The sequence below is a fragment of the Rhodococcus sp. D-46 genome (assembly GCF_011290655.1).
GTDB lineage: Bacteria > Actinomycetota > Actinomycetes > Mycobacteriales > Mycobacteriaceae > Rhodococcus_F > Rhodococcus_F qingshengii.
Genome location: NZ_JAANTF010000001.1, coordinates 115,629 through 130,052 on the forward strand (window position 1 = coordinate 115,629; position 14,424 = coordinate 130,052).

Consider the following 14,424-nt stretch of genomic DNA (forward strand, 5'->3'; position numbering starts at 1 on the left):
TCAGCAAAGTGAACAGGGTCGCATCTCGCGACAGCAAGGCCACCGTGGAGGAGACGTGATGCTGCCGACAATCGTCGTTCGGGACGGGACTGTGCTCGATGGTAGAGGGAGCCCGCCCAGGAAAGCGGATGTTGCGATCTCCGGTGACACGATCGTGGAAGTCGGAACGATCGGTGCTGTGCCGGGGGCGATCGACATCGATGCTCGCGGTTGCATGGTGGCTCCCGGTTTTGTGAATGTGCTCAGCCATAGTTACCTCACGCTGCAGCAAGACCCACGAGGATTGTCGGACTTGTATCAGGGGGTCACAACCCAGGTCTTCGGTGAAGGCGTGTCTCTCGGACCGGTCACGGGTTCGATGACTCCGGCGATGCTCGGATTGGGCGCGATTCCAACTGGGGTGCAATCACATTGGCCGAGGTTGCATGATTTTCTCGAATCCTTGGAGACGAACGGCGTCGGTTTCAACGTGGCGAGCTTCGTCGGCGCGGCGAATCTGCGCATGGTGGTTGCGGGTGTGGACAATCGCCTGTTGAGTGAACAAGAGCTGGCCGAAGCGTGTGCCCTGCTCGACGAGGAGCTTGAAAATGGAGCTCTCGGAGTGGGTTCGGCTCTGATCTATCCACCCGGAAGCTATGCGGATTCCGGCGAGTTGCGAGCATTTTCGCAGGTGCTCGCCAGACACGATGCCGTCCATATCTGCCATCTCCGAAGCGAAGGGCAGAGGTTTCTCGAAAGCATCGAGGAACTGGTCGATATCGCTCGAACGACAGGAGCGCGCGGGGAGATCTACCACCTCAAGGTTGCTGGTAAGTCGCACTGGCACAAAATGTCCGAGGCCTTGCAATTGGTTGAGTCGGCTCGCGAGGACGGTGTGCGAATCACCGCGGACGTATATCCGTACGAGGCGGGGAACACGCTGCTCAGTGCCGCGTTGCCACCGGAGTTTCGGTGTCGTGACACGACGGCCGGGCGCACGCACCTGAACTCGACCGGTGTCCGAGAGCAGATCCGCGAGAGGATCCATCGTGAGGACGAGGACTGGGAGAATCTCTACGCTGCGTCCGGAGGCGCCGATGGGGTGACGATCTTGTCCGAGGTACCGGCACTCGGGATCCGAGCGGGGGAAGCTCTGGGATCTATTGCTCGGAGGATGGGGCATCACGACCCGGTAGACACCATACTGGCTGTTCTCGACGCTCTCCCCACAGCCGAGGCTGCCTATTTCATTGCGTCGGAGGACAACACGCGAACTGCCTTCGAGCGTCCCTGGGTTTCGGTTGGTTCCGATGCCGATGCTCAAAGCACGGAGACCCTTTTCGCGGGGCAACCCGTCCACCCCCGTTCATTCGGAACTTTCGCCCGTATTCTGAGCCGCTACACCCGCGGCATTGGCGGGCAATCAGTCGAGGAATGCGTTCGCCGAATGACCAGCCTTCCTGCTGAAAACTTCGGTTTGGCGAAGCGGGGCTACATTGCGCCAGGGGGATACGCCGATCTGGCGATCTTCGACCCCTCGCAGGTAGAGGATCTCGCGACATACGACAACCCAAGAGTGTATGCGACCGGAATGCGGCACGTTGTGGTCAATGGGCAACCGGCACTGTCGGACGGGGTGCCGACGGGGATGCTTGCAGGGCGCGCACTTCGGCGCTCGCGCAACGGGTTCGATGCAGTGAGGTGACGAGCTGGCACCGGGGTCAGCTCCGGATCGGCGAAGCGGCCACTGCCGGGAACGACCCTTCAGCGGCCACTTCGCCGGACCACCTGAGAGCCCTCAGAATTTCGCCGGGGTTTGCGGAACGATCATGGCCACCAGAGCCGCCGCAGCCGTCGCGCCGACCAGGACTCCGAACGCGGCCATGTACGAGAACTGGTCCACCATCCATCCCATCACGAGGGGGGTGATGAAACCGGCGAGCTGTCCACAACCGTTGATCAAACCCATTCCGGAACCGAGGAATTCGGCAGGCAATGCCCGCAACGGGAGGGCGAAGATCGACATCGAGCACAGTCCGCTGACGCCCATCGCGAGGGTTTGATAGAACGTGAACATCGCGACGGTATCGGTGGTAGTCATCAAGAACAGCAGAATGGCGGAGGTGGCCATGCACGGAACGAGCAGAATGCGCGCGCTGTCGTGAAAGTACTTGTCCACCAGACGTCCACCGACGACGATGGCCAATGCCGTGACGATGAACGGGATCGCCGCGAAGATTCCCGTATCGATCAGCGAGAGCCCCTTTTCGTTGAGGAGGTAGCTCGGCACCCAGGTCAACAGCCCATATCCGGCCATGTTAGCCAGGCAGAACAGAAGTGCGAACTTCCAGACCGAAACGGACTTGAATACCGCGGCGCGTGAGTGTTCACGGGCGAGCGGTTGCAGTGCGGCCTCCGGATCTTCCGTGATCTCTGTGTCCAGCGGCGCCGGGAGCACCAACCAGACGACTGTGCCGATCACGGCGCCGACTATGGCCACCAGCCAAAATGCGTCCCGCCAACCGACGGCCATGAGAACTGGGGCGATGATCAATGGTGCGATGCCGGGGCCCAGGTTGTTTGCACCGATCATGAAGACCATGGCCGTGGCGCGAGTTTTCGGACGGGTTCGCTCAGCCAGAGCTTTGAACGACGCTGCTGGGAAGAGACCCTGGCTGAGCCCGAACATCGCACGCATGACCATCAGCGAGACGAGTCCCCAGGCGAATCCTGTCAGTGCGGTGAACGCCGACCACAGGATCAACGCAACGATCAACAGTGGCCGGGGTCCGAATCGGTCGGCCAGCATGCCGCCGGGGACCTGCCCGAGCATGTAAAAGATGGCGAAGATCGACACGACTCCGCCCAATTGCGTATTACTGAGGGAGAATTCGTCTCCGATCATCGGCAGTGCAAGCCCGATCATCACGCGATCTATCATGTCGATCATCCAGATCGTACTGAGCAGCCCAACAGTCATAGTCGCTGTTCGACGAATTGACTTGTTGTCCAATATGTTTTGTATCGACTTGCCGCCGCTATGCGAGGGTTCCTCAACTGTGGCGCGTTCCGACTTCATCATGCCTCCTGAATTGCGTTGTGCCGCATGGACTGATGAAGTGTGGCAGCGGACACGTAGGCCGCATTGGTCCGTTCGGCCAATAACCGACCGAATGTTTCGTCGGGCGGTACAGCGTCACTCGGGTGAGATTCCGGGTGACGCTGTCACCAGAGCTTTAACTGCACAAAGCTCTGTCCACGGTGTCTGCGACGTGTTGCGTGGCGGACGCAGTCGTGGGAAGAGCAGTCACCGCAAGGTTTACGGCGCGCCCGTTGTCGGTGATGCCGCCGCGGGTCTCGTAACCGACTATGTCGCCGCCATGGCCCCAGTAGACCCCGCCGCACGAGAGAGTCCTGCTGGTGAGGCCGAGGCCGTACTCGAGTCCGGTGGGCCCGCCGACGTGGACGGTGGTACGCATCTGGTCGAGTTCGGCTGCGGGGAGCAGTCGTCCGTCGAGTAGCGCGTAGAGGAACTGGTTGAGGTCCGAGGTGGTGGAGATCAGCTGCCCTGCGGCCCATCCCCACGACGGGTCCATCTCTGTGACGTCACTCAGTGGGCTGTCTGGTGCGGTGCGGTGGTATCCCTTGGGATGGGGACCCCGGATGGTCATGTCTCCCGGGGGTGGGAAGTAGGTGTCGCGCAGGCCGATCGGCGCGAAGATACGTCGATTCATCTCCTCGGCGAGGGGTTTTTCAGTGATCTTCTGTACGAGTAGGCCGGCCAGAATGTAGTTGGTGTTGCTGTACCCCCAACTCGTTCCGGGCGGTGCGTCGGCGGGGTGTTGGAACGCGACGTCGAGCAAATCGTGGGGGTCGGCGTAGCGGTATCTGATCTCTTCGTCATTGACGTGTATTCCGTAATCGGGGAGTCCGCTGGTGTGTTGGAGGAGTTGGCGGATGGTGATGTTGTGGCCGTCGATCCCGTCTCCGCGGACGAGTCCGGGTAGGTAGGTCTCGATGGGGGTGTCGAGTTCGATCTTTCCTTCGGCGACCAGTTGCAGGACCACTACTGCGGTGAAGGTTTTGGTGTTGCTGCCGATTCGTATCTGGCCGTTGGGGGGTACCTCTGATCCGGTGGTCAGGTCACCGACTCCTGCGGTGTAGTTGTGGGAGTTGCCGTTTCGGTCTTGGATGCTTGCGAGGGCGGCGGGTAGTCCGTCCTCGCTCACCAGCGCGTCGAGGGAGCGTTGAACCGCGTCGGACTCGGTGGAGGAAGAACCGACGGTATCGGGACTGAGGGCGGATGACGGCGAGCAGGACGCCAGCGTCATGGCACCGAGGGCCGCCGCGGCAACGACCGAAAAGGTCCGGTGCCGTTTGCGGTCCTGCCGGCGATCTGAGGAAGGGAAGCCCTTTCGAATATTGTTACGCATCAGTAGAACTCCTGAGGATTGGTAGGTTCGGGACATCGTTCGCTCGGGAAGAATTGTTGTTCGATGTTGCGTGCGAAGTCGTGCACGAACATGTTTCCTTCACTTCTCGCACATCGCTGCGTCGACAACTCGCTGTGCTGCTACGAAGGCGTCCTCGCTCATCGGGATGTGATTGAGGGTGAGAGTCACAGCGCGTCCTGTGGTATCGACTCCGCCCGAGGTGCCGAAGCCGGGAATTCCGCCGCCGTGACCCCAGATCTCCTTCCCGCAGGAGCTGTTCACGCGGACTAGTCCGAGTCCGTAGCTGTCCTGCGGGCTCCTGTCGAACGGCACGGTGTGTTTCATCTCGGCGAGCCTGTCATTCGAGACGAGATCGCCGCGTAGCAAAGCCGTGAAGAAAGTGTTGAGGTCGGCGCCCGTTGCGACCATCGCACCTGCGGTGTCGGCCCACGACACGTCGCCATCGGTGACATCGACCTGAATGCCGTCAATCGGGTGATAGCCCTGTGCATGAGAACCGCGGATCTGTGTCTCGCGGGAGGCGGGAAAATAGGTGTCCATCAGTCCGAGCGGATCGATTATGCGGGTGGTGATCTCCTGCGCGGCAGGGCGTCCTGTGACCTTCTCGATGAGCATCCCGAGCAGAATGTAGTTCGTGTTCGAATAGACAGCCTTGTCTTTGGCTGCCGGGCCGGGTGGAAGAGACATCGCGATATCGACCAGTTCAGTGGGGGAGAAGTGCTCCGGTGGTTGTGCGCTTGTCCCCACCAGCAGCTGGCCGGGCTTGATGTCTTCCGGCCGTGCTCCGCCGGCGGCGAGGTAGTCCGTCAGTCCACTGGTGTGCTGCAAGAGATCTCGAATGGTGACTCGGTTGCCGTCGTTCCCGTTGCCTACGACCGTTCCGGGCAGGTAGTGCTCGATGCTCATATCGAGGTCGAGCAGTCCGTCGTCGACGAGTTGCATGACGACGGTCGAGACGAAGGCCTTTGTGTTGCTGCCGATTCGGACCCGCGCATCATCGGGGATAGGCTCGCCGGTGGCGGTGTTTCCCATTCCTGCACGAATGATGCGAGTGCCCCGCGACGGGTCGGAGATCACGAGTTGTGCGCCGGGGATCCCCTGCTCGATGACGCCGTCGAGCGCCTGTTGCACGGCAGCGTCGCTTTGCCGAGTGGAATCAGTGGAGTCAGTGGTGTCACCACATCCGCTCACGCCCAATATGAGGGCTGCAGCGGTGACTGCCGGAAGCACGGTGAGCAGGGGGCGACGTCGAAGGGTGGTCATTGGTTGTGGTCTCCTGTTCGTCGAATCTCGTGGTGAGTTCCACATGCAGAGAACAGTATTGACGTGCATACGCGTCCTCCATGGTGCGAAGTGCAGTCTCTCGGTGGTGCGTGCCGGAGCGTACGGGGTGTAACTGGCTGCACCTCGGAGTCCCGCGTCTCGCGGCCGATACTGTCGGTTTGACGAGCTATTTCGGAGTAGGCGCCCTTTGGTGATTGACAGGAGGCCTCAGCGACAAAGGGCGATATCCACCGCGTGTTCGAGTTTTCTCCGGGTGGCGTCGTCGACTACTTGCATGCTGACCGCGATGTTCGCTTCGCGTCCGTCGTCGGTAGCGCCCCCGCGTGTCTCGTATCCAGGGAAACTGCCGCCGTGGCTCCAGGACAGGCCGCCACACGGTAGCGGACGGCTGACCAATCCAAGTCCGTAGCGGGCATCGGGTCCGAAGGTTTCCTCCGCGTGGACGGTTGTGCGCATCTGGTCGAGTTGGGCTGCGGGGAGCAGTCGTCCGTCGAGGAGTGCGTGGAGAAACTGGTTGAGGTCCGAGGTGGTGGAGATCAATTGCCCTGCGGCCCATCCCCACGAGGGGTCTATCTCTGTGATGTCGACGGGAGGCGCGTCCGATGACTCCCGGTAGTAGCCGCGGGGGTGAAGTTCCGAGATCTTCTCGTCGTATGGTTCAGGAAAGTATGTGTGCTGCAGATCGATCGGCGCGAAGATTCGCCGGTTCATCTCCTCGGCGAGGGGTTTTTCAGTGATCTTCTGTACGAGTAGGCCGGCGAGGACGTAGTTGGTGTTGCTGTACTTCCAACTCGTTCCGGGGGCGAAGTCGGCAGGATGTTCGAGCGCGATGTCGAGAAGTTCGCGTGGGTCGTAATATCGGACTTCGTCTTCCAGGTAGTTGCTGTAGTTGGGGAGTCCGCTGGTGTGTTGGAGGAGTTGGCGGATGGTGATGTTGTGGCCGTCGATCCCGTCTCCGCGGACGAGTCCGGGTAGGTAGGTCTCGATGGGGGTGTCGAGTTCGATCTTTCCTTCGGCGACCAGTTGCAGGACCACTACTGCGGTGAAGGTTTTGGTGTTGCTGCCGATCCGTATCTGGCCGTTGTGCGGTACCTCTGATCCGGTGGTCAGGTCACCGACTCCTGCGGTGTAGTTGTGGGAGTTGCCGTTTCGGTCTTGGATGCTTGCGAGGGCGGCGGGTAGTCCGTCCTCGCTCACCAGTGCGTCGAGTGAGTGTTGAACCGCATCGTGCCGCGCAGCGACGGTATCGGCGGACGACGAGCACGCACCGAGGGTGACCACGCTGAGAGTCATTGCGACGGAACAGAGGGCGCGGTGCCGTTTCCGGCTTTGTCTTTGGGGTGAGGGAGGTTGGCCCTGTCGACTGTGGCGGCGCATCAGTAGAACTCCTTGGAGAGATTGATCGGTCTGGACACGATCCTGTCTGCTGGAGGATTGGTCGCGCATCGCTCCGACGCGGGAAAACCATCTCCCTCGATCGGGGGAGGCCATCGCCGAGCGGCCCAGTCATACTTGTCGAATCATGATCACAGGACTACGACCGCTGATGCGAGGCTCTACATACTCAGCTGTACTTTTCGCCTTTTGTGGTGTGTTGGCAAGCCTGCCACTTCTGGTGGTTGCGATGTTGCCTGCTCTCGCGTGGCAATCCGCACCCGAGTTCGTCCGGGTGCTTTCGGTCCTGCTCATATGGGTGACTTTGGTAGGAGCACTCGGCCTGGTGCATCCTGTGCGACGCGCGCTCATCGTTTCTGCCCGCCGACTGCTGCAGGTGTCGCTGCCGAGTCCAGCGCTCGGACACCGTACTCCTAACCTCTCGGACATTGATCGCTGGCGGGCCCCGCTCTGGATTGTCCTGCATGTCATGGTGGGTTGGCTGGCGGCGCTCGCGACCAGCGTCCTTTTCATCATGGGTATTTCGCTCCCGGGGAACTGGCTCGGCGGCACGGCGCGAATCAGTCTGTTCGATACGTCGGTTGACGTGACGGGTGGATGGACCTGGGTCGTGGCGGCCGGCTGCCTCCTGCTTGCGGTAGGAATTTGTGTCCTGGTGGCAACACTGCTGAGATGGCTGGCGCCACGACTGTTGGGGCCGTCCACGGCCGAACGGCTCGCGCTGGCGGAAGAACGTGAACTGCAACTGGCCGAACGTAATCGGGTCGCTCACGAGTTGCACGACTCGATCGGACACACGCTCACCGCCGCCACGATCCAGGCGGCGGTGGCCGGCGAGGTGCTTGCCTCCGATCCTGCCGCAGCGAGGGCCGCCATGCGTAGCATCGAGGAGTCGACACGGGCAGCGCTCGAGGACCTGGACTACGTACTGGGTGTACTTCGCGAGGAGAGGCCTGGGGCTGTACCTTCTCGGACGCTGTCGGACTTGCCTGCGTTAATTGATCGGTTGCGGCATGCGGGGGCGGTTGTGGAGGTGAACCTGTCGGGAGACCTTTCACAGATCCAGGGGACACTCTCTCGCGCGGCGTACCGGATCCTGCAAGAGGGGACGACCAATGCTCTGCGGCACGGGGACAGCGGGCCGATCGAAATCACGGTGGCAGTCGGCTCGGAGAGCGTCGAGCTCAGAGTGGTCAACAGCATCGGGGCAGTGACCGGGGGAAAGGCAGACGTAGTTCGAAGATCAGGGCGCGGCCTGGCAGGTTTGGCCGAGCGCGTGCGACTCTTGAACGGTGAGTTCAAGGCTGGACCGGACGGAGCCCAGGGCTGGCGATTGAGTGTTCAGTTGCCGGTACGGGTGGCACGATGACCGAAGCCAATTGGAGTGAGGACGCCGCCAACCCTGCAAGCATGCCAGTCACCCTGCTGATTGCGGATGACGACGACGTTACCCGCAGCGGCCTGCGTATGCTGCTCGCAGCTCAGCCCGGGATTGTGGTCGTCGGCGAGGCTTCCGACGGTATCGAAGCAGTGGAGCTTTCGCGGCAACTTCGTCCGGATGTGGTGCTGATGGACGTGCGGATGCCGCTGCGCAACGGAATAGAGGCAACTCGGCACCTCCAGGCCGAGTGCACCGAACCGCCGAAAGTCTTGGTAATCACCACTTTCGAAAACGATGGCTACGTCACGGCCGCACTCAGTGCGGGCGCGAGTGGCTTCGTGCTGAAGCGGCTCCCAGTCCCGCAGATCGCAGCGGCAGTACGTGTGGTGGCGGCGGGCGAAGTGATCCTGTTCCCTGCCGCGCTACGCCGGATGGTTACGCCCCGCCCGTTGGTCTCCGCTGAGGCGTTCCCGAATGCAGCGCTGACAGCAAAGGAGGAAGAGGTATTGCGGTTGATGGCCACCGGGCTGTCCAACTCGGATATTGCTCAGGTTCTGGTTGTGAGCCTGGAGACAGTGAAAACGCATGTCGGGAACGTGCTGGCAAAGCTCGGTGCTCAGAATCGGACGCACGCTGTCGTCATCGCCTACGAGTCTGGTCTGGTGGTCCCGGGGTCAGGCACCGATACGGAACCCTGTGCAACTGGCGGTTGATTGATTTTGTCAGCGTGACCCGGTGAGGATTCGCCGACTGAACCTACAGATCCGTTCCTCTTGCCGAAACGCTCCGAGACGAAGTCACACCACCGGTCACCAGTGCGTACCCGGAACGAGTCGGGCGGCACGACGGCCGAGTTTGCGGATGCGCGAGCGCGAGTGGTGCTGTCGCGTCGGTGTTGCCGGAGCGTCTGCCGGAGTTTCCTTGTCTACCTGACCCTTTGCCGCCGGAGAATCGGGGAAGGCCTGGTACATCTGGTTGAGAATTCGGTCCTTGGTGTGCGGTGCGAACAGGGTTCCCAGATCACCCAGGGTTCCCAGTGGTACGTCGATGCGTTTGGGGCGGTCGATCAGCGCGCGGATCACCATTGCCGCAGCCTTTTCCGGGCTGGTGATCGGGCCGTTGTTGTATTCGCCGGTCGGAGCGATCATCGGTGTTTCGACCAGCGGCATGTGGATGGTCGTGAAAGTGATTCCGTCCGCCAGGGTTTCAGAGGCGGCTACGTCCGAGAAACCGTCGAGGGCGGCCTTGCTCGCCACGTAGGCCGAGAATCTAGGCGTTGCCGCCTGGACTCCCGCGCTGCTGATGTTCACGATGTGGCCGAAGCGGCGAGAACGCATGGTCGGTAACAAGGCGAGCACCAATCGCACAGCGCCGAAGTAGTTCACGGCCATCGTTCGTTCGTAGTCGTGGAAACGATCAGTGGAGTGGTAAATGCCGCGCCGGATGGATCGGCCGGCGTTGTTTACCAACATGTCTACGTGATCGTGTTCTGTCAGAATGCTTTTGATCGTGTGCTGGACCGACTCGTCGTCGGTGATGTCGCAGGGGTAACCGAACGCCTTGCCTCCGGCTGATCGAATCTGCTGTACTGCGGCATCGAGTTCGTCGGTGCGGCGTGCGATCAGGAGAACGGTGGCGCCCTTCTGAGCGGCGGCAATGGCCGATGCCTTGCCGATTCCGGAAGAGCCTCCGGTGATCAGAACGATCCGACCCACGAGTGGTCCTTCGGGACTGTTACGTCGTGCGCGATTGGGATCGAGGTTTGCGCGCCAGTACTTCCACAACACAGTGGAGTACGACCCGAACTCGGGGACCGCCAGTCCTGATCCGGCCAGGGCGGCAACGGTTCTCGCGGAGGTGAAGGTCGGCGCCATCGTCATGTTGTCGAGTAATGCTGCAGGCATGCCGATGCGATCGAGGAAGACCTTCCGCGCCGATTCTGCCGAATCCATCGGCAATGGCGAGACAAAGGGTTTGGCGATCACGCCCGGCAGGCTGAGTGCGGGCCGGGGCGCTCCGGCGGCCTTGGCGAGTCCGGCATAGATTTCGCGTACCGGTTGAGGTTTCGGATTCACGAGATGGAATGCTTCGCCGTCATGGCCGGGCACATGCATCAATTCGACGAGGGCGGCGGCCACATAATCGACGGGCACCACGTTGGTTGCGCCGAGGTTGGGGATCGGGACGGGGAGTGCTGCAGGTAATTTCGCGAGTAGCGCCAGTCCTGGGAACAAGTAGTACGGACCGTCGATCTTGTCCATCTCGCCGGTGACGGAGTTACCGACCACGGCAGACGGCCGATAAACACGCCAGGTGAGGCCTTCTCGTTCTCGAACGATTTTCTCCGCCTCGAACTTGGTTCGGTGGTACGGAGTGGGAAAGCCTTGACCGCAATCGAAATCGGTTTCGCTGAAGGTTCCCGGGTAGTCGCCCGCAACTGCGACTGATGACACGTGATGAAGGGTGGCTCCCAGCTGTGCGGCAAGGTCGGCCACGGAGCGTGTGCCCTCGACATTCGTCGAAGCCTGCTCGTCTCCGGCGGTGATGTCGTAGATCGCGCCGAGGTGAAGGACGTGGTCGGCAGGCGGGGGAGAGTCGATGCCCAGTCCCGGCTCGGTCAGATCTCCAATGAGTGGATGCACGCGATCGCCGCCGGGAATTGCCGACACCTGTTCTTCGAGTTTGGCTACAGAACCGGCTCTGACCAGCACATGGATCTGAGCAGTTTGATCACGCTCGAGCAGGAGTGGCAGTGCAGCTCGTCCGAGGAATCCGCTACCGCCAGTGACGATGTAAGTGGCCATAGTCCGTAACTTACTCCAAAGTAAGATCAGCGGCTAGAGGGAAACGAACATCAGTGCGTCATGACACCGTCCTCGGCGTCGAAGTCGATGCCCGCGGAGATGATTCCGGAGAACAAGAACGCGACGGCAAGCGCAAGAGCGGGGATTGCAAGGATCCATTCGAAAATTGTCATGCTCCAAGTCTGACGAAATCAGCTACGGAGAACATCGCCCTGCGGAGCGATTTAGACGATCGGGCAGTCATCCTCGAGGACGACTGCCCGATCAGGGAAATCCACTAGGTCTGTTGCTGAAGAGTTTCGGGCGCAGTGGGGTGCGCGCTCGTCCTTGCGTCGCGTGACGTGATTTCGGATGAGATGTGGGCGGCCGTTGTTCCGAGGGTGTGAAGGCCATGCGCCGTCCGCCAGTAGACCGGCGCACCATCGTCGAGGCGATGGCGTGGACAGGCCGGCAAACCCTAGGCCGGTTCAGCGCCCGACAAGTCCTCGACCGCATACGGAGTCGTTCCTTCGAACAGAACACCGATCCCGAAAGGATCGGCCATCTCGAGCTTTGACTCAGCGAACCGCAGCAGCCAGGTTCCGTCAGCCCAGATCACCGCCTCAGGTTCGCCGAACAGTGACTCCGTGGCGTCCAACTCCACGAGTTCGGAGTGGCGGAGGCCGAACTGTGGCCCACGCAGCTGTTGACGCAGGTAATCGGCGGCGACTTCGGCAAACTCACCGAACCGGGCCATCACGGTCGCAGCGAGCTCACACACCGCAGACTCCGGCACGGTGGCCGGCTCGATAACCAGACTCACCGGCCTGGAGTCACCGACCCCCTGGACATCGATGATCGATGTCCAGCACGCCAACGAATCGTCCGAGTCGACACGCGAAAACACTGCCGAGCCGACCACAACACTCTCAGGTAAGTCATCCACGACCCCTAGTCAAACACGGCTCTCCGCAGGATCCCAGGGACTCTTCAGCGACATGATCCAGTCGCGATCAGTGGCCGATGCCGACCTTCGCGTGAACCTTTTTCATCCACACAGGAGCCCACCAGTTCGCTTCGCCCATCAACTTCACGAGCGAGGGCACGAGCAACATGCGGATGATGGTCGCGTCGACGATCAGCGCGACGATCATGCCGACGCCCAGGAACTTCATCACTGACAGCCCTGACATTGCGAAGGCCCCCGTCACCACTATCAGGAGTAAGGCGGCAGCCGTCACGATGCGGCCGGTGCGCTCGGTTCCGAACTTGACCGCTTCCTCTGTCGTCGCTCCCGCGTTCTTGGCCTCGACCATCCGTGACATCAGGAAAACCTCGTAGTCCGTGGACAATCCGAAGACCACCGCCAGGATGAGCACGACGAACGTCGCCTCCAGCGGAGTTTGACTGACCCCGAGGAGTTCGACGCCGTGTCCGTCCTGGAAGACGAAGGTGAGGACACCGAAGGTGGTCGCGAGACTCAGGGCTGCCATCAGCACCGCCTTGATCGGCAGCACCACCGAACCGAACGCGAGGAACAACAGGATCAGGGTGGATCCGACCATGATGAGGATCATCACCGGTAGCCAGTGCAGGACGGCGTTGTTGCCGTCGTCGACCATGGCTTGACCGCCGCCGACAAGCAGCACCGTTCCGTCGGGAGCGGAGATCGCACGCAGATCTGTCACTGCGGCGCTCTGTGATTGGGGTGTAGAGCCCTCGCTGTAGAGAGCCTGAACCGCGACGAGTTGATTGGTGCTCGCGACGACGGTCGCCTGACCGATGCCCTCGACTTGACCGGCGGACTCGGCGATCGCTGCACCTTCGGCCGGGGTGAGAGTGTTCCCGTCCTCGGCCTGAAGGATCATCGTTGCGCCGTTTCCGGTTTGCGGGAAGTCGTTGACCAACGTGTCCATTGCAACGCGAGCGGGGTCGTTGTCCGGTAGTGCGGTGTACGAGAGTTCTCCCAGCCGGGCGCCGAGCAGCGGCGAGGCCATCACGAGCAGCACGGCCACGATCGTCACCGAGACTGCGACCGGACGCTTCATCACCCACGTGACGACGCGGCCCCAGAACTTGCGCGAGCGTTCCTCGCCGCGTTGCGCCGCATCCTTGCGCCACGTCAGGGCGTTGATGCGATGCCCCAGAATGGCAAGCAGCGCAGGCACAGCGGTCAGCGACAGGACGGCCGCGCTCAATACCGCAGCGATCGCGCCGAAGCCCAGAGACCGGATGACGGCCTGGGGGAATACGAGCATGCCGCTGAACGCACAGATCAGCAGTAGACCCGAGAACATGACGGTGCGACCCGCCGTCAGAACTGTCCGCTGAGCAGCCGCTCCCGGGTCCGAGCCCGAATTCAGTTCTTCACGGAACCGACCGACCACGAACAGTCCGTAGTCGATGGCCAGTCCCAACCCGAGAAGAGAAGCGACGTTGATCGAGAACGAGGACACATCGGTGATCAGCGTGAGGATTCGCAGAACCGCCAAAGCGCTCAGGACACTGAGTACACCCACGAACACGGGCACGGCAGCAGCGACGATGCCGCCGAAGATGAAGACCAACAGCACCAGAGTGATCGGAATGGCGATGGCTTCGGCGACCACCAGGTCCTTCTCGAGCTTGGTGTTGAATGCGACGCCGACGACGGTGTTACCCGCGAATTGTGCCTCGGCACCTTCGACTTCGAGCTTCGGCAGGAGATCGGCGAAAGTGGCCGGTGTGACGCCCGAGTCCGGTGCCAACGTGATCGCAACGGCCGCCATGGATCCGTCGTTCGAGAGCAGGCTGGCCTTGGCCGCGGCGTCTGTTCCCCAATACGACTTCACCGACGCGGTCGGCACTTCCGTTTTGAACTGGTCGACGGCGGCCGTTACTGCCGGCCCGATGTCGTCGAGGGTCTTACCGTCGGTGGGTGAGTAGATCGCGATGATGTCCGGGGTCTGCGGTCCGAGATTGTCTTCGATGATGTCGGCGACCTTCGCGGAGTCGCTGCCCGGATCTATGAAGCCGCCCTGGCTGAGCTTGCCGAACACTCCGAGTCCCCACACCCCACCGATGAGAACTATCAGAACCGCGAGGCTCAGTACCCACCATTTCCGGGCGACGACGGTTTGGGCCCAGCGTGTCATGTATCAACTCCGGT

Annotated in this window: 11 protein-coding genes; 3 read left to right on the forward strand and 8 right to left on the reverse strand. The window is 61.5% G+C overall.

Going from position 1 to position 14,424, the window contains the following annotated elements; all coding sequences use genetic code 11:
• Window positions 1-58: 58 nt before the first annotated feature.
• Window positions 59-1,684: a D-aminoacylase gene (locus G9U53_RS00615; RefSeq protein ID WP_007727452.1), complete on the forward strand. Its 1,626-nt coding sequence runs from the start codon at window positions 59-61 to the stop codon at window positions 1,682-1,684.
• Window positions 1,685-1,777: 93 nt separating this feature from the next.
• Here the strand turns inward: G9U53_RS00615 and G9U53_RS00620 are convergent, their stop codons facing one another.
• The 4 genes from G9U53_RS00620 to G9U53_RS00635 form a co-directional block, all read right to left on the reverse strand.
• On the reverse strand, window positions 1,778-2,929 hold the full coding sequence (locus G9U53_RS00620) for an MFS transporter (RefSeq protein WP_242692383.1): 1,152 nt from the start codon (window positions 2,927-2,929) through the stop codon (window positions 1,778-1,780).
• 286 nt (window positions 2,930-3,215) lie between these two features.
• Complete coding sequence (locus G9U53_RS00625; RefSeq protein WP_242692384.1) at window positions 3,216-4,412, reverse strand: serine hydrolase domain-containing protein; 1,197 nt, start codon at window positions 4,410-4,412, stop codon at window positions 3,216-3,218.
• A 99-nt stretch (window positions 4,413-4,511) separates the two neighbouring features.
• Window positions 4,512-5,696: a serine hydrolase domain-containing protein gene (locus tag G9U53_RS00630; RefSeq protein WP_007733647.1), complete on the reverse strand. Its 1,185-nt coding sequence runs from the start codon at window positions 5,694-5,696 to the stop codon at window positions 4,512-4,514.
• 228 nt (window positions 5,697-5,924) lie between these two features.
• Window positions 5,925-7,010 carry a serine hydrolase domain-containing protein gene (locus G9U53_RS00635; protein ID WP_207623841.1) on the reverse strand — a complete coding sequence of 362 codons (1,086 nt, stop codon included), beginning with the start codon at window positions 7,008-7,010 and terminating at the stop codon, window positions 5,925-5,927.
• 229 nt (window positions 7,011-7,239) lie between these two features.
• Here G9U53_RS00635 and G9U53_RS00640 point away from each other — a divergent pair, with 229 nt between their 5' ends.
• Together G9U53_RS00640 and G9U53_RS00645 are read left to right on the forward strand one after the other, a co-directional pair.
• Window positions 7,240-8,481 carry a histidine kinase gene (locus tag G9U53_RS00640; RefSeq protein ID WP_047271820.1) on the forward strand — a complete coding sequence of 414 codons (1,242 nt, stop codon included), beginning with the start codon at window positions 7,240-7,242 and terminating at the stop codon, window positions 8,479-8,481.
• The gene (locus G9U53_RS00645) at window positions 8,478-9,206 is read left to right on the forward strand and encodes a response regulator transcription factor (RefSeq protein WP_054826543.1); all 729 of its coding nucleotides are present in this window, start codon (window positions 8,478-8,480) and stop codon (window positions 9,204-9,206) included. The genes G9U53_RS00640 and G9U53_RS00645 overlap by 4 nt, the downstream gene beginning before the upstream one ends.
• Window positions 9,207-9,302: 96 nt before the next feature.
• On the opposite strand, the gene G9U53_RS00650 is transcribed toward G9U53_RS00645, so the two are convergent.
• From G9U53_RS00650 to G9U53_RS00660, 4 genes are all read right to left on the reverse strand, one after another.
• Window positions 9,303-11,297 carry an SDR family oxidoreductase gene (locus G9U53_RS00650; RefSeq protein WP_165638207.1) on the reverse strand — a complete coding sequence of 665 codons (1,995 nt, stop codon included), beginning with the start codon at window positions 11,295-11,297 and terminating at the stop codon, window positions 9,303-9,305.
• A gap of 50 nt (window positions 11,298-11,347) precedes the next feature.
• Entirely contained in the window at window positions 11,348-11,470 is a 123-nt protein-coding gene (locus G9U53_RS33860; protein WP_003940840.1) for a hypothetical protein, read from the reverse strand.
• Window positions 11,471-11,754: 284 nt separating this feature from the next.
• Window positions 11,755-12,222, reverse strand: a complete 468-nt coding sequence (locus tag G9U53_RS00655; RefSeq protein WP_223304434.1) for a hypothetical protein — start codon at window positions 12,220-12,222, stop codon at window positions 11,755-11,757.
• A gap of 67 nt (window positions 12,223-12,289) precedes the next feature.
• Window positions 12,290-14,410: an MMPL family transporter gene (locus tag G9U53_RS00660; protein WP_165638208.1), complete on the reverse strand. Its 2,121-nt coding sequence runs from the start codon at window positions 14,408-14,410 to the stop codon at window positions 12,290-12,292.
• Window positions 14,411-14,424 lie beyond the last annotated feature (14 nt).

Bases quoted from the DNA above. Each gene is read 5' to 3' on its own strand.
- G9U53_RS33860 (WP_003940840.1), bottom strand. From the start codon at position 11,470: ATGACAATTTTCGAATGGATCCTTGCAATCCCCGCTCTTGCGCTTGCC.
- G9U53_RS00650 (WP_165638207.1), bottom strand. From the start codon at position 11,297: ATGGCCACTTACATCGTCACTGGCGGTAGCGGATTCCTCGGACGAGCT.
- G9U53_RS00660 (WP_165638208.1), bottom strand. From the start codon at position 14,410: ATGACACGCTGGGCCCAAACCGTCGTCGCCCGGAAATGGTGGGTACTG.
- G9U53_RS00635 (WP_207623841.1), bottom strand. From the start codon at position 7,010: ATGACTCTCAGCGTGGTCACCCTCGGTGCGTGCTCGTCGTCCGCCGAT.
- G9U53_RS00625 (WP_242692384.1), bottom strand. From the start codon at position 4,412: ATGCGTAACAATATTCGAAAGGGCTTCCCTTCCTCAGATCGCCGGCAG.
- G9U53_RS00615 (WP_007727452.1), top strand. From the start codon at position 59: ATGCTGCCGACAATCGTCGTTCGGGACGGGACTGTGCTCGATGGTAGA.
- G9U53_RS00620 (WP_242692383.1), bottom strand. From the start codon at position 2,929: ATGATCGACATGATAGATCGCGTGATGATCGGGCTTGCACTGCCGATG.
- G9U53_RS00640 (WP_047271820.1), top strand. From the start codon at position 7,240: ATGATCACAGGACTACGACCGCTGATGCGAGGCTCTACATACTCAGCT.
- G9U53_RS00630 (WP_007733647.1), bottom strand. From the start codon at position 5,696: ATGACCACCCTTCGACGTCGCCCCCTGCTCACCGTGCTTCCGGCAGTC.
- G9U53_RS00645 (WP_054826543.1), top strand. From the start codon at position 8,478: ATGACCGAAGCCAATTGGAGTGAGGACGCCGCCAACCCTGCAAGCATG.